Source organism: Microvirga soli (genome assembly GCF_016734765.1).
Taxonomy (GTDB): domain Bacteria; phylum Pseudomonadota; class Alphaproteobacteria; order Rhizobiales; family Beijerinckiaceae; genus Microvirga; species Microvirga soli.
In genome coordinates, this window is record NZ_JAERQE010000006.1 from 1 (window position 1) to 19,715 (window position 19,715).

A 19,715-nucleotide genomic window follows, 5' to 3' on the forward strand; every position below is an offset into this window, starting at 1 on the left:
CATCAGGGGTTCGTGTCGCAACGACCACCTTCAGGCCCTCAGACGGGATGAACAACCTCCTTAGATCTCACAGCTAGGCCGGCAACCTCCTCCTGTAAGCGACTGTATTCGAGCTCAAGGGCGGCTTGACGGGCTTGGAATGCTCTTGCCGTCTCAAGAGTGCGCATTGCAGAATCGCGCTCGGCTCGCAACCCTGGAAGCATCGTCTCAAGGGAGGCGCGCTCATGGGCCAGCTTCTCAAACTCGTGTTTGGCTTCAGCGATCCGGGCAGGATCAAGTTGAGCGTCCAGACTTTCCAGTTCAGTTCGCTTCTTGCTCAGTTCTTGTGATACTGTAGCAAATTCAGCTGCCACAGCGGCTGCCTGCGCTTTAACCTCCTCAATCTCCTGCCGGGCAGTATCGAGCGAGGCAAGCTCGACTTGGATAGCGCTCCGCCGTTCCTCGAGCGCAGAGACCTCGGCGATTAGTCGGTCTCGATCTTGGATCTTCTGTTCGACAATGCTCAGCTCAGAACGCCGCTCAGCGAGAAGCCGCTCCTCTTGTGCCCTCAGTTCACGAACATTCTCGAGGCGTGTCGCATCAGGAAGCCGGTCGCGGCGGATCTGAAATACAATAGCGATGCCGCTCATCAATAAGGCAAGCGCAGTTCCGGTTAGCATCGTTGGGAAAACGAGAATGGAAGCGTCCACGTCAGTATCCTTCAGTTCTGAGGAGTGGGTGCTGCATTAGTGGGTGCAGGCGTGGCCGGAGCCGGCGCGACGACAGGGTTTACTGCCGGAGCAGCTGCGCGCTGGAGCCGCTCAACCTCCACCTGAAGCAAATTACGGCGGGCCTGCTCCTGATCGATTTGTCGCCGTACCTCACTCAACTCATCTTTCGCTCTTGCCAGATCTTGTTCTGCCTGCAGCCGTGCGGTCTCGGCGCGTCGAGCAGTAGCTTCGTCCGCAACAGCGGCTGCTCGTTGTCTTTCAAGCCGGGCTACCTCAGTCTGAGCATCCGCAAGCTGTCTCTGCGAGCCGCCCAAATCTCCTTGCACCTTTGCGAGTGCCTTCTCAGCCTCTACGCGAGCAGCTTCCGCTCGCTTTGCAGCAGCCTCGTCAGTCTGGATAGCTGTACGCTGTCGTTCGAGCCGAACCACCTCGGCCTGTGCGTCCATAAGCTGCCGCTGTAACGCACTCAGCTCACCTTGAGCTCTTGCAAACGCTTGCTGAGCTTCGGTGCGCATGGTTTCGACGCGCTTTACGGCCGCCTCATCGGCGACAATAGCCGCCCGCTGCCTTTCGAGCCGCGCTACCTCAGCCTGGGAATCCGCAAGCTGCCGCTGTGAGCCACCCAAGTCTCCCTGCACTTTCGCAAGTGCCCTCTCAGCCTCGAGGCGAGCCGTTTCCGCTCTTTTTGCGGCAGCCTCGTCAGCCTGGGTGGCTGCGCGCTGTCGCTCGATCCGGGCCAACTCGACCTGGGTATCCGTCAGCTGCTTCTGTAGACCAGCTAACTCCGCATTGGCTTTAGCACCGGCTGCTTCGGCCTCGGTCCGAGCAGTCGCAGTGCGCCGCGTGGCAGCTTCGTCAACTAAGACGGCAGATCGCTGCTTTTCGAGCTGTGCCAGTTCCGCACGGGTATCAGCAAGCTGGCGCTGCAGACTGCTCAATTCTCCTTGGGCTTTTGCAAATGCGCTCTCGGCCTCAGCGCGAGCAGCTTCGGCCCGTTTCGCCGCAGCGTCGCTCGCTGTTGCGGCAGCAAGTTGAGCCTTTACACCCTCTAGCTGGATATTCAGGCGCGCGAGCTCGGATGCTTTGTCCTGCCACTCCTTAAAGACATTGTCTCTGTCCGTCTTAATCCGGGTGGCGTCGCCAGCTGCCTTCTGCGCATCACCGAGATGACGTCTTGCCGTTTCCATTTGCGGCCCAAGGTTCTCAATGGCGGCCCGAAGGTCGTTGCGCTGCTTTTCAAGGACGTCTGTATTCTCAGCGAGCAAATCTCGTGCTTGCCGGGCAGCGGCCTCTTCGGCTTTTGCTGCTCTCACCTGAGCCCTTAACCCCTCCATCTCCGCCAGCCCTTTCGCGAGATCTGACTCGGCGGCCTTCCAATCGCGGAAGACCCGGTCTCGATCCGCCTGCACGCGGGCTGCATCGGCTGCAGCCTTCTGAGCTTCGTCGGCTTGACGCTGCGCCAGGGTCTTTCGCGATTCCAGCCCATTGATCTCGGTCAGAATCCCATCTCGTTGGGCTTCCTTCGCCTCCACCGCCACTTGGCGCCGCTGCAATTCGGTTTCACGACCCTCAATGCTGCGCTGGGTTGTTTGTATCAGAATAAAAATCGCTGCATTCAACCCGATCACAGCCACTGCAAGCACTGCAATAAAAGCAATCCAAATACGCCCAGAGCCTTTGTTGAGATCTTTACTCATCTCAGCGGCGCCCGAGCTCTCGTTCAATCCTGTCAAGGCATGCCCCCATATCATTCGCAAGTTCATGAACCCAGAAGCGCAGCACTCTCCATCCGCGCGCCTGAAGCTCCGCGTCACGCAGTCGATCACTTACCTTCCGGTTCCCACTAGAATCGGTATGCCATCTCCGACCATCGACCTCGATGTCGAGCTTGGCTCCATCGGGGTTGAGAGCGAAATCGAGATAGCGTGTTCCCACCGGATACTGTGGTATGGGATCCCAACCTCGACCGCGCATGGCAGTATCGAGGCGGCGCTCCCAATCACTGTCGTGCTGGTGCGGTCGCGGTGGAGACCACGGCGTCGACGCGCGCTGTGCTAAGAATTCGATGTGACGAATCCCACAAGAGCGCGCGTAAGCGAGATCCCCAACGACAATGCAAAGCGCCCGGGCGCGACTGACTGCAACGTTGAGGCGCCGGCGCTCTCTTTGAAGAAAGGTCCACGCGGAGCGCGGAGCACTGGCCGCTAGCACTAAAGAAAAGAATATGAGGTCAGCCTCTCCACCCTGGAATTTGTCAACTGTTGAGACTCGCAGGGAAAGCTTCTCCCGCTCGGAGGGTGATAGAGTGCGGTTGATTGTCGTCTGAAGCTGCGCCACCTGAGCGTTGAACGGCGAAATGACACCAATGCTTCCTGAGAACTCAGGATCTTCTGCGATGCGCTTGAGCGTTCGACCAATTTGCTCGGCCTCGGCTTGGTTTACGGTTCCACCATCCTGCCGGGTCGCGTACCCAGTGACATTCTCCCAGGCCAGTCCAGGCTTATAGCCCGAAGGCGCACGGAAAGCTTCGAGCTGCCGCCGCCCAACAGTTTGCCATTGTAGAAGTCAGCATTCAGGTAGTCGACGATCGCGGGCGCAGAACGGAACTGATCGCCCAAGAACATCCTGGAGCCATGCGGCCGCCTCTCACAGAAGTCGAATAGGGAGTTGGTACTCTGAGCGATTGATGCGCGCCCTGTCGCCGGCAGCCCTAGACTGTCCATCAGCGCATGTTCCGCGGCGTTGCCGAGGGGCGGAACGAAACGGAGCTGCATGGGGTCTCCGACCACAACAGCTTTGCGCGCGCGCGCCATCAGGGGCAGTGCCGAGGCAATGTCGCACTGGCTCGCCTCATCAAATATCACGTAGTCGAACAGGCCCGCGATCAGCGGTATTCGCGAAGGAGCCGAGAGAGTACTCACGGCCCAGATAGGACGGTGCCGCAGCACCGCACGTGCATCTTCGGCATCCATTCGTCGCGCACTTTTGAACCTCGCAAATTCGACTTCTCTGGCACGGTTCGATAGGTGCCGCCACTCCGCTTCGCCGGGCCTGGTCAGTGCCTTCGCGATCCGAGGGATAAGAGATTTAAGTTGAGCACCAAGGTCGACCTTGTTGACGACTGTAGCGAGATGCTCTGTCGCGTCTTCCGACACAAGTTGCACGAGACGCTGCCGAATTTGCTCTGCACGACGTTCAATCTCGGACACTGTGGCCATTTCTGGTAAAGGCCCTTCGAGATTCACCTCTGGCGTTCGCAAACGTCTGTTTTTCATCAGCTCGAGCAATCCGCGGAGCCAGGATTTGCTTCTCCTGGATCTCTGATCTTTCGGCTGATACTGACCAAGGAAGTTTAGGCGCTCAGACAGCTCGGAAAGTGCAATATTGTACTTGCTGATCTCATGTGACCGTCGCCAACCATCCTGCTGACGCCGCGCTGCCTGGAGGATCGCCTGCCGGTCTGCTTCGCTGTCCGCAAGCTCACGTGATGCCCGAGTTTCGGTACGCGCTAATTCGGTAAGTGCATCGAGGAAGCTCGTGTCACGTTCGCCTTCCGCGTCACGGGCACGGGTGAGCAGTGGAGCGTCAGGTACCAGCTCCTTGAGGCGGCGTTCCACTTCGTCGACGGCTTGATGGTTTTTGGCAGCAAACAGCACACTCCGACCTGCTGTTACGGCGGAGAGAAGCAGAGATAATATCACCTGGCTCTTGCCGGTGCCAGGTGGCCCCTGAATCACCGTCAATGGACCCTCGAGAGCAGCCTCAGCCGCCTCAGTCTGGCTGTCAGTCAAATGATCCGGCGAAAGGACCGGCACGTTCATTGACGTAGCCGGCGTCGCTCCAAGACTAAGGACTGCTCCAAGCGCAGTTGATGCGAGCATGTCAGCATTCCACACCCGCAAGCTCTCAAGATCTTCAGCAGCTCCTTTCGTAAAGGTGCCATCCTCAGGCAGAAAGAAGCCTACTGCATTACGTAAACCGGTGCCGTGAAGCGGCAGCTCGAGAGCAATGTCCGCCGGACGCAGCACCGCTCCACCGAGCGTTGCCAACGCGTGACGCATCCGATCTCCCACGGCGGCAAGATCGGTCTCCTCCCCTTCAGGGAAAAGCTGGTCGATGAGAGCACTCTCGGTCCAAGTCGAGTTGCGTCGCACCTCCCGAAGCCAAGCGGGATTGAGGGATGGCAGAGTGTCGCCGATCTGGAGAACTAGGTCTGCTCCCTCTATGCACCAGTTCGCAGGGAGAATGAGGCCAGGGATGAGTGCGGTGCCCTCTGCAGTTGAAAACAGTGACATCGGCCAGCCGATTGCCGCCGTCTGCATGGCACGCCGGGCCAGCGCCTCGCGCAGTGTCTCTGGCAGCCGTTCCATACCGATGCGGAGTTCCGCATCGGCCCACCAGCGTCCGGAAGGCTGGAGGAGCTGCCAAACCTTTCCGTGACGATCGGCATACTCCTCCACCTTACCGCGAGGGTTAGCGCGCTGCGTCGCCGCGTAATAACCGAGGAGGGATGCCCAATCCGGAAGAGCTCCGTCCGCTCTCGAATCCGTTGATGCCGGCGCTGACCTCTCAGCGCGCGGGCGGTGGATTGTTGGAATCGCGTAAAGAGTGTGCGTACTTGTGGATGCGCTGGGCTGAGAGCCCTGCCCTGCTGCTTTCCGCTCGACCTGCGATGGCTGCCGGGCGGCACACCAGCGTCCGTGAGCGTCGCGGACGATTTCACCCCGCTCCGAAAGGATAACTAAGCTGGAAAGAAGCTCAGAACCCTGGATCCGGAAACCTGAGCCTCTCAAACGCCAGATGAGCTGCGCGTCTGTTGCCCCTCTGGGGAAGAGAGACAGCACTTCTCGGATTGTATGATCAAGCACAGCATGCCCCTTCCGGCGCTGCTGATGCCAGGATCATATGAGAGGCATCCGCGAAGTTGTAAAAACGGCTGTAATTAGGACCCTCGTGAATCGCTTTGACAAGGCGATCAGGGCCCCAAGTTTGGTGTATGAAGTAAGGGGTAAGAGTTTCTGCATAGCCTAAACCGGCGGTCAAAGCCCACAACAGAACATTGCACCGCAACCAGTGCCAAAACACCGGCGTCCCCAACCGCCGTAACATTATATTAAAAACCTCTAAACCCGCTGCCGTATTTTTCTCACATTTCAGCCACTTTCCTCTACGGTATAGAAACCGTCAACTATAGCTAGCAAGCCATAATGTCACACAGTTAATGGTCTGACTTTTATCGTTTGCCCCACGTTCTATGGACCGACGTGCTCTCGCCCCAGCCGCACCTGAAAACGTGATGCGCGTCTACGCACAGAGCACGTCTTATCAAACGGCAGTGACAAATCGTTCCGCTGTCAGTACAGGCTCGCCATCAAAGCGGTAGGCCGCCAATACACCTCCAGCCGCAATACTCCAGTCGACACAAGCAGCTCGGGGCGACATGAGAATGGGCTCACCCTTCATCCAATAGTGTCCGAAGAAGATAGGCAGGCCGCCCTCTCCGCCAAAAAGCAAAGAATTTCGAACAGGTGTCTCGGGAATAAGCTCCCGAAGCTCCTCGCTGATCACTGCTGCAGCCTGGAATGTCGCGCCCGGCTCCAGCCACCATCGCAGACGCACCTCGCGCCGTTCCTTGCCATCTTTGTCCAGAAAGCTAACTGGATGAGGCAGCTTTTCCTCCAACCCCTTCACCAGGACTTCCAGGGCTTCCTCGGTTTCAGTGCCCTTTCGCGCCAATTTAATCAGATGCTCCCGCGGCAAAGCCCCATTGACCAAATAGGGCCGCAACCGCTCCAGCATGGCTGGATGCCAACACGCGTGAACGACGCGCAGATAGGGCAGATCAAGCCAGAGCGGAATGCTCTCGAAAAAGCGTAGGCACTCGCGATGGAGGTCGGAATTCTCGCCGACAGCACCGAGAAAGGCTTTGTGCTGGTTGCGGTGAGTGTCGTCGTGTCGGCGCATGAACGCGCCGGGGCGATCCGGGTCGGGCGTGGCCCACATGAGCGCGTTGTATTCGTGGTTCCCAAGTGTGATGAGGGCGGAGCCGGCATCGACCATGGCGCGCACGAGCAGAACCGTTTCGATCTGTTGTGGACCGCGATCAATTAGATCGCCTACGAAAATCGCCGTTCGCTCAGGATGTCGCCACGCCCCACCACGCTCACGGTATCCGAGCTTTCCGAGTAGCGCCCGCAAAGCCTCCGCGTGGCCGTGGACATCACCAATGATGTCATACATGGAAAGACTTTCTCCATTTCGTGCGGCTTGTAGTTAGAGGGAGCATAAACTGCTCCAAATCCTTAATTGGCAAACTCCACCTGTTATCCCTGGCGGTCCCTCAGGGCACGGAATGGAGTCCAGAGGCATACTCAGCGCGGTGGATTCCCTTTTGCTTCGCTGTGCTTCCGTCAGGAATGGCAAGGGACGAACCGCCCGCCCCTCCGCCTGCAATAAACCTTAAGCGACCAACTGCGCTTCGGGTGAAACCGTCTGCTCCTGGTCTGAAGCCGCCTGAAGACCCCAGTGCTTGATGAACATATCGACCAGCCGCTTCTGGCGAAGCTCTAGGAGCGCCGGTGTCCACTGATCTTCGTCACGGACCTCATTGGTCAGAATGAAGGGAGAGCTTGTTCCCTTTCCCTTGAAATAAACATTCTTCTTAGTCGCAAACTCGTAATTGCTAGCGGACGGATTCTTTCGCACGTGCAGAGGCACCAGATTGGCCAACCGGTGCGTCCAGGCGACGCGCACATCCGGATCAGGGAACCAAGCAATCCATTCAGAACCGCTCTTTGGCGTTTGCGGAAGCACATGCTCAAGGGACAGGTGGGCGAACTCCTGCTTCTTGCTGCCATCGCTCACAAGCGCCTCCAGGCGAAGCATGAGCGCCATGCGCGCCTTCGGCAACTGCCGATAAATGTCTCCGTCGAGCGCGGTGCGGAAGGCCCTCTTCTGCTCCTCGGATAGGGCAAGCGTCTTGAGCGAGGCCGCATCACCATCAAACGCGTCAGCCTCTATCTCCTTCGTCAACTCGGCATAAACTTCGATGCGCTCGTTGAAGCCCGCCTTCGTGACCAACAGCAAAAAGGTCAGCCGCTCAAGAGCTTTGAAGAACTCCGCAAGCTGCGTCGGTTTGTTACGGAAGCGTTTGGCGTAGACGAGCGCGGGCGGCACCCAATCCTTGAAGTCCACTCGGTTGAGCCAGGATAGGTAGTCGTTGACCTTTTCAGCGTGCTCCGTCGCCTCATACTCGGCATCGCGAATGAAGTTCCATACCTCTGCATACGGTCGGATGACCTGGTTGATGAGCACAATCGGAGCTTTGTATTCGAGCACGAATGCCTGAAACTCTTTGATGAGGGTCGCGCGTTGCTTCTGTTTTGCATAAATAGTGCGAATATGTCCAAACAGATCGCCGAATGCTTCGCGCCCGAGAGACGTCTCGATTTGACTCCACTGCTTAGCATAGGTCCTGGCCTGCTCCTCTCCGGCTGCAGTGCGTATCGCGCCCAAAATGGCAGCCTTGAGGATATCGATGGGGGCGAGATCAAGTCCTCGATTGTTGAGAACCGAGAAGATGCGATAGGCAGCCTCCAGATCCGGAGTCGATATGACTACGAGCGAGCAGTCACTGATCAAAAAGCGCCAAAGCGCATCCCGCTCTGCGGTTGACAGTGCAGAGACCTTCTCGAACAGCAGCTTTGCATTTTCGCGGTAGCGCAGGCGGCTGTCCTCGAGCTTATCCGTGCTCGCGATCAGTTGTTCGATTCCTCCCTCTTCCTGAATGAAGGTTCGGAAGAACCCCGCATCTTCCTCGCGCGCCGTTAAGCGATATTGGTTTTTCTCATTCAGGCTGGACAAGCCGCGCTTATACAGGAACACCGTGATGTCTGCTGCCGCGTGAGGCATGGCTGCCCGTAAGGCCGCAAACAGGATCGTGAGCGTGCTAAGTCGCTGCTGGCCGTCGACTACCGACGCCTTGGGATCTCGATCGTTCTTGATCAGCACAATGCTGCCTAGGAAGTACTGGCTTGAAGCGCTGGTCGCTTGAGCCGCTCTCATTGCAGACACAAGATCGTCGAACAGCTCCTCGGCCTGCTCCGTCGTCCAGGCGTAGGGTCGCTGGTAGTCTGGGATCTCGAAATGGTAATTGCCTTCGAAAATTTCACGAATGAGTTTGTCGTGTGCTTCTAACGTCCTGGCCATTGCCCCATGCCCTATTGTCTATGACTGCCGTCGAACTCGTAAGCTCACGAGTTCAGAGGAGTACCTAATGTTTCGAAAGATCGTCTGATGTGGCGCTTCCAAAATTATAATTCCTATCGCTCATGCTCTGGGAGCCAAACGAGCTTGACCCCAGGCGAAGGTTTGCTCCTGCTGTTCCTTCAGGAAGGCTCCTTCGTCGGTGACGGCATATCCCAGATTGCGAGCGACAGTGATGAAGCCTCCCAAGGCGCGATCGCGCAACTCTCCTGTCTCCTGTCCCTCCCGGTTCACCACAATGGACGAGATCAATGGCCAGCCTTGGCGGTGTGCATACTCGCACAAACGGGTGAGATGATCTCCCATCTGGAGGAAAACCTTGTTCCATGGGACATTGCTCGCATCGGCCACGTCCTTGTAGCTGAGATACCTCTGCTCGGCAGCCGCCTGATGGATCACAAGCCGTGTCTTCTCGAAGTCGAGCCCATGGGTCCCGCGCCGCTCCCGCTCCTGCAGCAGGCGCGGAAAGTCAGGATCGGACTCGAGACCGTTGCGGCGGAAGGCGTCAATCCAGCCCTCGAGGGTCTTCAGGTCGTATTCTTCCAGGGGCTTAAGAACAGGCTTGGCGCGAACCTTCTTGGACATTGTGCTGCTCTCTTCCAAAGTACGGGCTTCCTGGATCCACTCAAGCCGCAGCCCTGCCGCGACGCCGCTTTGGCGCCGCTGCTCGTTCTGCGCGGATACGTTCGAGGAAAACGCTCGCCGGCTCGTCGTTCGGGTCCTGCGGCACCAGCTCGCCGTGGAAGGCCTTGGCGAGGATCTTCTCGTCGAGCCTGTCCGTCAGCTCCAGCGCGCGCTGAGAACCACTCGGGCAAGGCCACGGGATGGTTCACCTCGCGCCGCGCGTCCCAGTGCCAGATGCCTGATTTCGTCAGCCACTGACGGACGTAGGGTCGCCCGTTAGTGGCAAACGCAAAGGGCACTCGGTAGGCCGCGTCAAGCCCATGCTGCCAGGGCGCATCCAGGAATATATTCTCGCGATCAAGCAGGACCTCGCGGGCATAGCGCGTGGCTTGTCCAAGGACGGACGGAACGTCTACGGATTGCCTCTTCGCCTCAACCACGCCGACGCAGGCAAGGCCGATGAAGAGGGCATAATCCACGGGGCCGCTTGCTGTGGGCCACTCGGCAATGGCTCGGTTGCGTCCGTCCTCCGGCCTCGCCCCCTTCGCATGACGAAGGTTTTGGCTGTCAGCTTCCCAGCCCATCCGGTTCAGCTGCGCGTCGATGAGGCGGCGGGTATCAGCCTCGTCAAGTTCGAGCTTGGTAGCGGCATCACGACCGGCCTGAATGAGCGAGACGGTTTCCTGCTCGGGCGCAGCCGTTGCGGCAGCTTGCAGCTTTGCCAGTTCCTCTCCCAAGCGGGCTTGCGCAGCCTCTTGCTCGTGGGCCAGCTCCTCCCACACCCGCCGGTCTTCGCGCTCCCGCTCTGCCATCTCCTCCGCAGCGGCGCGCGCCTTCGCCTGCTCTTCAGCGGTCGCATGAGCGGCAGCGGCCTTAGCTTCGGCTTCCAGAACGCGCTGGCGAAGGGCTTCCAATTGGTGGGCTAAATCTCGGCTCTCAGCTGCCGGATCAGCCGGTGGAATGAACGGCCCCGGTTTAAAGCCCGGATCACGTCCGAAGGTCTGGTAGAGCCAGACACCGAGCGCGCGGGCGAACTTGAGACAGGACAGCGCCTCATTATAGCCCCCGGCGAGGTCATGCACGGCCACGTTTCCGCGCTTGCGGATGGCGTGGAACACGTCACTAACTTCTCGCGGGATGATCCGCTCGCCCTGCAGGCGCTGGAGCATGTCGATGAACTGTTCCCGCATCTCAGGTCTGTAGGAGCCCGTACGAGCAGCCACTTCCTTCAGCAGGGTCTCAGCAAACTGCCGACTCTTGATAAGGGATGTATTCGGATCCTCGGCGAAGAACCGTTCAGATAAAAAGCCGAGGCGAAACAATTGTTCGCTGATCGCACGCAAATGATCAAAGTTCGCCGATCGCATGCTGCCCCCAGCTCAGCGCTCTCTACTCCTTCTATATAAGGAGCTCTGGAAAGGCTCAGGACAAGGACAGGTTATAGCCCTGCCCTGAACCTTCTCCTTATCGGTCCAGAGCTACCGGATTGCCAAGCTGTATTTTGAGAGATCGACCAGGGTTTATGGCCAAAGGCAACTAAAGTATGCCTCAGGTTGAAGCCATCCCAGGTGCACGCTCGGTAGCTCGCACGTCTGAGATTGAACGGTGCCTTCGATCAGGGGAGCTACGGCCGCTTACCACTCGCTTACCAGAACCATTCTCCGGTAAGCACCCCTCGAACCTGCGAGGGCTAAGTGCTTGATTTTGATGGTACAGCCGCCCTGGCTTGAACAGGGGACCCCCAGATCCACAATCTGGTGCTCTAACCAACTGAGCTACGGCTGCACGTGAGGCAGGGTGTAATCGCCCGGACGAGCAATTTCAAGACCTGATTGAGGCCTGAGGTCCTGGAAATGATTGCGGCGGGCCTAGGGCCCGCCGCATGACATGCTTAAGCTTGCGAAGGGTTATTCCGCCGTTGCGCCGGCAGCCTTGAGGACCGGGGTCCAGCGGGCGACCTCGCTCTCGACGAGCTTCTGCAGGGCTTCGGGGGTCCGCTCGGTGTTGCTCGGGATCACGCCGCCGAGTTCGAGCAGGCGCTTCTTGGTGTTTTCGTCATCCAGCGACTTCATGAGGGCGTCGCTGAGCTTCTTGACCACGTCCGGCGGGGTGCCCTTGGGTGCGAAGATCGCGTTCCAGGCGCTGACCTCGTAGCCTTCAAGGCCGGCTTCCTTGGTGGTCGGCACGTTCGGCAGCACGGGCGAGCGCTGCGGCGTCGCGATGGCGTAGGCCTTGATGTTGCCGCCCTGGATCTGGGGCGCCACGTTGACGATCTGGTCGGTCATGAAGTCGACCGTGTTAGCCATCAGGTCGTTCAGGGCTGGGCCGGTGCCGCGATAGGCCACCATGGTGGGCTTCGCCTTGACCACGGAGTTGAAGAAGATGCCGGTGGAGTGGGACACGGAGCCGACGCCCGCATGGGCCATGTTCACCTTGTCGGCGTTCTTCGACAGATAATCGAGGAAGCCCTTGAGGTCAGTGGCTGGGAAGTCCTTCTTGGCCACGATCACGATCGGGGTTCCGGCAGCCAGGCCGATGGGGGCGAAATCCTTGGTCGGATCGTACTTCAGGTTCGGATAAAGGGCGGGAGCGGCGCCGTGCGTGCCCATATGGCCCATCATGATGGTGTAGCCGTCCGCTTGAGACTGAGCGGCGCGGGTGATGCCCGTGGTGCCGCCGGCACCGGCCACGTTCTCGATCACGATCTGCTGGCCGAGCGTACGGCTCATGTTGTCGGACACGATGCGGGCGATCACGTCCGTCGGGCCGCCAGCTGCGAATGGGACGATCATGGTGATCGGGCGGGTGGGATAGCCTTGGGCCTGGGCGCCCGTTGCGGCCAAGCCGGCGACTGCGGCCAGAGCCAGTACAACCTTCTTCATCAATTTTCCTCCCTTGGAAAAGTTATGGCCTTACTTGAGGCCAAGACAGCCTCGAAGGCAAGTTACTCGGTGAAGACCTCGTCCCTGCCCTTCCGGATGGAAGGCAGGAGGGCGATCACAAGTAGGATAGCGGCTACCGCGAGCAGGCCCGCGCTGACCGGGCGTTCGATGAAGGTTTCCAGCGAGCCGCGCGAGATGATGAGCGCACGCCTCAAATTCTCCTCCATCAGCCTGCCGAGCACGAAGCCGAGCAGCATCGGGGCCGGCTCGAAGCCGAACTTGATCAGCATGTAGCCGATGAACCCGAAGAAGCCGATGAACATCACGTCGGTGGGCAGCGAGTTGATCGAGTAGATGCCGATGCAGCAGAACATCAGGATCGCCGGGAACAGGAGGCGATACGGCACCTTCAGCAGCCGCACCCACATGCCCACGAGCGGCAGGTTGATGATGAGCAGCATCAGGTTGCCCACCCACATGGAGGCGATCATGCCCCAGAACAGGGTTGGGTTCTTGGTCATCACCTGCGGGCCGGGGATGATGCCGTGGATGGTCATGGCGCCGACCATCAGGGCCATCACGGCATTCGGCGGAATACCCAAGGTCAGCAACGGGATGAAGGAAGTCTGCGCGCCGGCATTGTTGGCGCTCTCCGGTCCTGCCACGCCCTCGATGGCGCCGCGGCCGAAGCGACTGGAGTCCTTGGCGAGTTTCTTCTCGAGCGTATAGGAAGCGAACGGCCCGAGCACTGCGCCGTTGCCTGGTAGAATGCCGAGCGCCGCGCCGATGAAGGTGCCGCGCAGGACCGGCTTGTAGGATTGCTTGAAGTCATCCCTGTTCGGCAGCAGGCGACCGATGGCTTGGCGCACCACGTCGCGGGTTTCGGTATGGTCGAGATTGCGCATGATCTCGGCAATGCCGAAGATGCCCATGGCCAGCACGGCAAAATCGATGCCGTCGGCCAGGAACGGCAGGCCGAAGGTCATACGCTCCTCGCCAGTCTCCAAATCTGTGCCGACGGTGGACAGCAGAACGCCCACCAGGATCATGGCGATAGCCTTGAGGATCGAGCCGCGCGCCAGCACGACCGCGAAGACCAGGCCCATGACCATGAGGGAGAAGTACTCGGTCGGCCCGAAGATCAGAGCCAACTTGGTGAGCGGAGCCCCCAGGGCCGCGATGACCAGGGTTGCCACCGTTCCAGCAAAGAAGGAACCGATGGCCGCGATGCCGAGCGCCACGCCGGCCCGGCCTTGGCGGGCCATCTGGTGACCGTCGAGCGCCGTCACCACGGAGGTGGCCTCGCCCGGAATGTTGACCAAGATCGCGGTGGTCGAGCCGCCGTATTGAGCGCCGTAATAGATACCGGCCAGCATGATGAGCGCACCGGTCGGATCGAGCCCGAAGGTGATCGGCAGCAGCATGGCAATGGTGGCAATGGGACCAACGCCCGGCAGCACGCCGATGAGCGTACCCACAAGACAGCCCAGGAAAGCCAGGCCAAGGTTCTGCAGGGTCAAGGCGACCCCGAAGCCGAGGCTCAGATTGGAGAAAAAGTCACCCATCAGATCCTCCCGCTGTGGTCGGCCACGTCAATTGAACCCCGACGCCGGCCTCGGGTCGCGAGAAAGACGATCACGGCTACGACGGCCATGATGGCTGCAGTCGCCCGCAGCACCTCTTTCTGCGACCAGTTTGATGGGAACAGGCCCGTGAGCGCCTGCGGAAAGACCGGGATCGGCAGGTTGAGCAGGTCTCCGAACAGGATCATGCAGAAGGGCGTGAGGCTCAAGCTGAGGATGACGAGATCGCGCAGACGCGCTTCATTGGTGGCATAGCCGCCGATGATGATGGCGAGCGGGCCAGCGAACAGCATTCCCAGGCCTGGGGTCGTCAGGGCTCCGAACGAGAAGGGGCGGATGGTGAGCGCGAAGGCCACGATGCCGCCGATCACGAAGACAGGCCCACGCAGGTTCCAGCGCTCCAGCGCATCGCCATGCTTGATGAAGGCGGAAGCGAGGAGGGCCAAGCCTGACAGGCCGACCGCGATGGCGAGCCAGCGGGGCAGCATGGCCGGGCCCATGGCGTTGAGGGTGCCCTGGTCGAGATCGCGCGTGAGCCACAGCGCCAGAGCGGCCAGCGCCACCAGAACCAGCCCGCCCGCAACGTTCTGGGGCGCCCGGACCGGCCCATCGGGCCTGTCGGGCCCTGCGCCTTCGTGAAGAGTGGACATGAACGACCTCCCGCCGGACGCCCGAGCGCCCAATGTTCTTTCAAATCGATATGCCCTGAGGCAGCAACCCGGATCAAGCTTCCGTTTCCCCCAAGGAAGTCTTCTCAACAATACGTCGGGGAATTAGGGGACAGAAGGGAAAGCGCCCATTATCCTTAGGATAGACGCCCTCCTTCCATGAGAGGTGACTTGATCCCTGGACCCTGGTTGTCTAGATGGACCCTCTAGCCAGGCCGGGCCCCTCTGGTCGCTCCTTATAGAGCGGCGATGTCGGACTGGATGAAAACCAGGGCGGCCTGGGTTCGTTCAAAAAGACGGTTTTGCCTGCATTTCGGCTCCTGCCTCGAAGAATTCCGTAGCAGGGCGATGCCAGATGCGTCTCTTTGAGCGTTTCGCATGCGCTGCTCGCAAACCGACATATGAGGCACTGCATGTTTGATCTCTCGCAGTATTTTGGACCCGAGGTCGTCGCCTTCCTGATGGTGGTCGGCATCGACCTGGCGCTCGCCGGCGACAATGCCATCGTCATCGGCCTGGCCGCCGCCGGCCTTCCCAAAGAACAGCGCAACAAGGCGATCCTGCTCGGCGTCCTGGCCGCCACGGTCCTGCGCATTATCTTCGCTCTCCTGACGACCCAGCTTCTTCAGATCGTGGGCCTCCTGCTCGCAGGCGGAATTCTCCTGCTGTGGGTATGCTGGAAGATGTGGCGCGAGCTTCGCACGGGCCACGAGCAGGAGCAGCACGCCGCCGAAGAGGCCCTGGAGGGCCGCGACCTCAACCAGGACGGCACCGTTGCCGGCGGCGTCCCGCGCAAGACCTTCTCCCAGGCAGCCTGGCAGATCGTCATTGCCGACGTGTCCATGTCCCTCGACAACGTGCTTGCCGTGGCCGGCGCGGCGCGCGAGCATCCCTACATCCTGGCCTTCGGCCTCCTGCTGTCCATCGCTCTCATGGGCCTTGCAGCCTCGTACATCGCCCGCCTGCTCCAGCGCTATCGCTGGATCGCCTATGTTGGCTTGGCGATCATCCTCTACGTAGCGCTCAAGATGATCTACGAGGGCTGGGTCGAGGTGGCGCCCTTCGTGAATGGTGCCGTCGGCTAAGCCGGAACATCGATCCGAAATCTCCAATCTCCGATTGACGGCGGGGATGCGGGAAGGCACAGAGCATGACGCTCATGCCCCCCGCTCTCCGCCCTCATTTTTCTATTCAAGGCCTGCGCCACGGCGCCCGCGCCGCCCTTCCGGCCTTCCCGGGCTTCATCATGTTCGCCCTGGCCTTCGGCACGGCAGCCGCCCAGAAGGGGCTGTCGCTCGGCGAGACCCTGGGCCTGTCCGCTTTCGTCTATGCCGGCGCCTCACAGATGGTGGGGCTCGAGATCTGGCAGCAGGTCTGGACGCCCGCGACGATCCTCACAATCATGACCGTCACCGCCGTGGTGAACGCGCGCATGATCATGCTCGGAGCAACGCTCCAGCCATGGCTCAAGCACGAGCCTCTCCCACGCACGGCACTCAACCTCTTCCTCCTCACGGAGGCTGGCTGGCTCATCGGCACCCGCTATCACAATGAGGGCGGACGAGATGTCGGCGTGCTGCTGGGCTGCGCGCTCATCCTCTGGCTGGTCTGGCTGGTGGCAACGTTCGCTGGCTTCTTCGCGGGCGCTCTCGTGCCGGAACCCCGGCGCTTCGGCCTTGACCTCGTGATGCCAATCTTCTTCGGCGTGATGCTCGTGCCCCTGTGGAAAGGCGCCAAGCCTGCCCTGCCCTGGCTCGTGGCAGGACTTGTCTCGCTCATCGTTCATGCACTGGTGCCGGGCTATCTCTTCATCATCGCCGGCGCGCTGGCAGGCGTCATCGCCGGGATGCTGATCGAATGAACGGGTTCGGCAGCTTCATCGCGGGCCCATGGGGCTCGGTTGTTGCCATCGCGGCTATGACGCTGGTGACGTTCCTGTGCCGCATTGCAGGCGTCGTGGTCATGAGCCGCGTGCGGATCACACCCCGCATCGAGCGGGGCCTGCGTGCGCTTCCCGGCTCCATCATCCTGGCGACGATTCTGCCCGTGGTGATCGATAACGGCTGGCCTGCCATGATCGCCCTTGCTGCCGCCATCGTCGCCATGGCGGTGACACGGATCGACATCGTCGGGCTCCTGACCGGCCTAGGCACCCTCGCCGTCATTCGGGCTTTTGGGTAAGGTCTGCTTGAGCCGCAGGCGGATGCGGTACATCAAGCCGTCGCGGATGTTGCGGTAGGCATCGAGCACCTGCTCGCGCGAGCCCTGCGTGATCGTCGGGTCCGGCGTCGGCCAGTATTCCACGTCCGCCGCGATGGTGCGCGTGAGTTCGAGCGCCGCGTGATGCGCTTCCGGCGAGAGGGAGATGATGAGGTCGAAGTTCAGCCCCTCCCACTCCTCCAGTTCGTCGAGGGTGCGCGGCTTGTGCTTCGAGGCATCGATGCCGATCTCGGACAGGATCGACGACACGAAGCCGTCCTGCTCGCCTTTGCGCACCCCGGCGGACTGCACATAGATCGACTTGCCGAAGTAATGGCGGGCGATGGCCTCCGCCATGGGCGAGCGCACCGCATTCATCGCGCAGACGAACAGAACCGAATGGATCCGTTTCGCACGGGGCTCGTCCAGGCGCTCCTCCAAGCGTCAGCCCTTCCAGTGAAGCGCGAAGATCAGCGTGAAGATGCGCCGCGCGGTGCCGAAATCGAGGATGAGCTTGCCCTCTAACCGCTTCATCAGCAGCTCGGCCGCCTCGTTGTGCAAACCGCGCCGCCCCATGTCGATCGCCTCGATCTGCGCCGGCGAGGCGGAACGGATCGCCTGGTAATAGCTGTCGCAGATCATCTCGTATTCGCGGATAGCCTTGCGGAACGGCGTCAGGGACAGGTGATGTGAGATGAGATGCGTGCCGTCCTGCGTAGTCACCTCGAAGCAGAGCTTCTTGTCGATGAGAGAGATGCGAAGGGCATAGGGCCCGCCGTCGTAGTTCGGCAGCGAGAAGGTGTTCTCCTCGAGGATGTCGTAGATGGCAATAGCCCGCTCATGCTCCTGATCGGGATTGCCACGGCCGATGGAGGCCTCGTCGAGGGTGACGGCGACCAGCCGGGTCCGCTCCTTCGCTTCGCTCGCCATCCCGCCTCCTCTGCCGGTCAGAGGTTCAGGCGGATCGCAACCGACCGCGCGTGCCCCTCTAGACCCTCCGACCGTCCGAGCGCAATTGCCGCCGGGCCGAGCGCCCGCAGAGCATCCGCGTCGCATTTCAGGATCGAGGTTCGCTTCATGAAGTCAAGCACGCCGAGGCCTGACGAGAACCGGGCGGAGCGTGCCGTGGGCAGAACATGGTTCGGGCCGCCCACATAATCGCCGATGGCTTCGGGCGTATAGCTGCCGAGGAAGATCGAGCCCGCATTGCGGACTTTGGCCGCGAGTTCTTCCGCGTTCTCCGTCTCGATTTCGAGATGTTCGGGAGCCAGCCGATCCACAAGGGGAATGGCGTTCTCCAGCCGGTCGATCAGGATGATCGCCCCATAATCGCGCCAGCTCGCGCTCGCGATCTTCGCCTTCGGCAAAGTCTGGAGCTGACGCTCGACGGCCTTTTCCACCGCGTCGGCCAGCGCCGGGCTGTCCGTGATGAGGATCGATTGCGCGGCGGTGTCGTGCTCGGCCTGAGCCAGGAGGTCGGCGGCAATCCAGTCCGGATTACCATCGGCGTCGGCCAGGATGAGCACTTCGGAAGGGCCCGCGATCATGTCGATGCCGACCTGACCGAAGACGCGGCGCTTGGCAGCCGCCACATAGGCATTGCCGGGGCCGACGATCTTGGCGACGGGCTTGACGCTCTCGGTGCCATAGGCGAGCGCTGCGACGGCCTGGGCGCCGCCGATGCGGAAGACCTCATCGACACCGGCGAGGCGCGCCGCCGCCAGCACGAGCGGGTTCGTCTCGCCGCGCGGGGTCGGCACCACCATGGCGATGCGCGGAACGCCCGCTACCTTCGCCGGCACGGCGTTCATCAGAACGGACGAGGGATAGCTCGCAAGACCGCCGGGAACGTAGAGGCCCACGGATTCGATGGCCGTCCAGCGCCAGCCCAGGGTCACCCCGACGGGATCTGTGGTCTTGAAGTCCTTCGGGCGCTGCTCCCGGTGATAGATCTCGATGCGCTCCTTGGCGAGCGCCAGGGCCTCCAAAGCCTCCTTGGAGCATTGGGCCTCGGCCGCGTCGATCTCCGCATCGGACACCCGCAGGGTCTCGGGCTGAAGCGCCAATCCATCGAAACGGAGGGTGAAATCGATCAGAGCCTCGTCGCCACGCACCACCACATCCTCGATGATGGCGCGCACAGCCTGATCCACGTCCTCCGAAACCTCGCGCTTGGCGGAAAGCAGGGCGGCGAAGGCCTGCGGGAAGGAAGCGTCCCGCGCATCGAGCCTTTGCGCCATTTACGAGCGCTCCGCCGTTTGAAGCTGGTCCTCATGGGAGGGGCGGCTTTCCGCAGCCCAGACAGGTCCGGTATCTTTCATCTGCATTTCGATGCACTCCAGGTCCACCTGGATGGCTCCACCCTCGGCAAAGATCAAGGTGGCGGTGCCCGAAGGGGCATCCCCTTCCTCGAACGCGATGGCGAGAAGGTTAAGAACCGCGTCCTTTTTGCTCCGGTCGATGCCGCGAACGCGCACGCCCGTGACATTCTCGAAATGCATGCAGGTCAGCCGCCTCTGGGGCGTTGCCGCCTCCCAGTCGTAGCGGCGGACCTGGATGGCGAAGCGCCGCTCCTTGGGCAGATAGGCGATATCCCCGACCTGCAAGAGTGAATCCTGCAGGTGAGCGGAGATGACGGAGAGGTCTTCAGGGTCGAATGCGACGAGTCTCAGGAGATCCATAGCCCACCAACCTGTTGTTGAACTTTGATCTTTAGGTAGAGAGCCCCCTGCCCCGGCGCAACCTTTCGCCTAGGCTTGCCTTCCGGCACCGGGAAAGAAAAAG

General features: G+C 60.7%; 18 protein-coding genes and 1 tRNA gene. 3 read left to right on the forward strand and 16 right to left on the reverse strand.

Translation table 11 applies throughout. From position 1 onward, the window contains the following. Positions 1-38 precede the first annotated feature (38 nt). The 12 genes from JKL45_RS07610 to JKL45_RS07670 form a co-directional block, all read right to left on the reverse strand. The gene (locus JKL45_RS07610; RefSeq protein WP_201860521.1) at positions 39-689 is read right to left on the reverse strand and encodes a hypothetical protein; all 651 of its coding nucleotides are present in this window, start codon (positions 687-689) and stop codon (positions 39-41) included. A gap of 11 nt (positions 690-700) precedes the next feature. Then, complete coding sequence (locus tag JKL45_RS07615) at positions 701-2,407, reverse strand: coiled-coil domain-containing protein (protein ID WP_201860522.1); 1,707 nt, start codon at positions 2,405-2,407, stop codon at positions 701-703. A 1-nt stretch (position 2,408) separates the two neighbouring features. Further along, on the reverse strand, positions 2,409-3,203 hold the full coding sequence (locus JKL45_RS30770) for an AAA domain-containing protein (protein ID WP_376771014.1): 795 nt from the start codon (positions 3,201-3,203) through the stop codon (positions 2,409-2,411). After that, positions 3,149-5,170 carry an AAA domain-containing protein gene (locus JKL45_RS07630; RefSeq protein WP_201860524.1) on the reverse strand — a complete coding sequence of 674 codons (2,022 nt, stop codon included), beginning with the start codon at positions 5,168-5,170 and terminating at the stop codon, positions 3,149-3,151. Before JKL45_RS07630 ends, JKL45_RS30770 begins: the two co-directional genes overlap by 55 nt. A gap of 865 nt (positions 5,171-6,035) precedes the next feature. Next, entirely contained in the window at positions 6,036-6,950 is a 915-nt protein-coding gene (locus JKL45_RS07635) for a metallophosphoesterase (RefSeq protein ID WP_201860525.1), read from the reverse strand. A 219-nt stretch (positions 6,951-7,169) separates the two neighbouring features. Continuing rightward, the gene (locus JKL45_RS07640) at positions 7,170-8,918 is read right to left on the reverse strand and encodes a DUF262 domain-containing protein (RefSeq protein ID WP_201860526.1); all 1,749 of its coding nucleotides are present in this window, start codon (positions 8,916-8,918) and stop codon (positions 7,170-7,172) included. A gap of 120 nt (positions 8,919-9,038) precedes the next feature. Then, positions 9,039-9,560, reverse strand: a complete 522-nt coding sequence (locus JKL45_RS07645) for a hypothetical protein (protein WP_201860527.1) — start codon at positions 9,558-9,560, stop codon at positions 9,039-9,041. After that, complete coding sequence (locus JKL45_RS07650) at positions 9,503-10,966, reverse strand: DUF4145 domain-containing protein (protein ID WP_201860528.1); 1,464 nt, start codon at positions 10,964-10,966, stop codon at positions 9,503-9,505. Before JKL45_RS07650 ends, JKL45_RS07645 begins: the two co-directional genes overlap by 58 nt. 341 nt (positions 10,967-11,307) lie before the next feature. Further along, positions 11,308-11,384: transfer RNA gene (locus JKL45_RS07655), tRNA-His, on the reverse strand. Positions 11,385-11,506: 122 nt separating this feature from the next. Next, the gene (locus JKL45_RS07660) at positions 11,507-12,481 is read right to left on the reverse strand and encodes a tripartite tricarboxylate transporter substrate-binding protein (RefSeq protein ID WP_201860529.1); all 975 of its coding nucleotides are present in this window, start codon (positions 12,479-12,481) and stop codon (positions 11,507-11,509) included. Between the two features lie 62 nt (positions 12,482-12,543). Continuing rightward, positions 12,544-14,046, reverse strand: coding sequence for a tripartite tricarboxylate transporter permease (locus JKL45_RS07665; protein ID WP_201860530.1), 1,503 nt, complete (start codon positions 14,044-14,046; stop codon positions 12,544-12,546). Further along, positions 14,046-14,714 (reverse strand): tripartite tricarboxylate transporter TctB family protein, encoded by a 669-nt coding sequence (locus JKL45_RS07670; RefSeq protein ID WP_201860531.1) that lies wholly within the window; start codon positions 14,712-14,714, stop codon positions 14,046-14,048. The genes JKL45_RS07665 and JKL45_RS07670 overlap by 1 nt, the downstream gene beginning before the upstream one ends. Before the next feature lie 431 nt (positions 14,715-15,145). Between JKL45_RS07670 and JKL45_RS07675 the strand changes: the two genes are divergently transcribed. From JKL45_RS07675 to JKL45_RS07685, 3 genes are all read left to right on the forward strand, one after another. Then, positions 15,146-15,817, forward strand: a complete 672-nt coding sequence (locus tag JKL45_RS07675) for a TerC family protein (RefSeq protein ID WP_201860532.1) — start codon at positions 15,146-15,148, stop codon at positions 15,815-15,817. Between the two features lie 74 nt (positions 15,818-15,891). Next, entirely contained in the window at positions 15,892-16,593 is a 702-nt protein-coding gene (locus JKL45_RS07680; RefSeq protein WP_201860533.1) for an AzlC family ABC transporter permease, read from the forward strand. After that, positions 16,590-16,913, forward strand: a complete 324-nt coding sequence (locus tag JKL45_RS07685) for a branched-chain amino acid transport AzlD family protein (protein WP_201860534.1) — start codon at positions 16,590-16,592, stop codon at positions 16,911-16,913. Before JKL45_RS07680 ends, JKL45_RS07685 begins: the two co-directional genes overlap by 4 nt. Here JKL45_RS07685 and JKL45_RS07690 read toward each other — a convergent pair. From JKL45_RS07690 to JKL45_RS07705, 4 genes are all read right to left on the reverse strand, one after another. Beyond that, on the reverse strand, positions 16,878-17,309 hold the full coding sequence (locus tag JKL45_RS07690; protein WP_246498386.1) for an arsenate-mycothiol transferase ArsC: 432 nt from the start codon (positions 17,307-17,309) through the stop codon (positions 16,878-16,880). The two genes, JKL45_RS07685 and JKL45_RS07690, sit on opposite strands and share 36 nt — an antisense overlap. A gap of 66 nt (positions 17,310-17,375) precedes the next feature. Continuing rightward, the gene (locus JKL45_RS07695) at positions 17,376-17,861 is read right to left on the reverse strand and encodes a UPF0262 family protein (RefSeq protein ID WP_201860535.1); all 486 of its coding nucleotides are present in this window, start codon (positions 17,859-17,861) and stop codon (positions 17,376-17,378) included. 17 nt (positions 17,862-17,878) lie between these two features. Then, positions 17,879-19,171: a histidinol dehydrogenase gene (gene hisD, locus JKL45_RS07700; RefSeq protein WP_201860536.1), complete on the reverse strand. Its 1,293-nt coding sequence runs from the start codon at positions 19,169-19,171 to the stop codon at positions 17,879-17,881. Beyond that, positions 19,172-19,612 (reverse strand): DUF2948 family protein, encoded by a 441-nt coding sequence (locus JKL45_RS07705; protein ID WP_201860537.1) that lies wholly within the window; start codon positions 19,610-19,612, stop codon positions 19,172-19,174. Between the last annotated feature and the right edge of the window lie 103 nt (positions 19,613-19,715).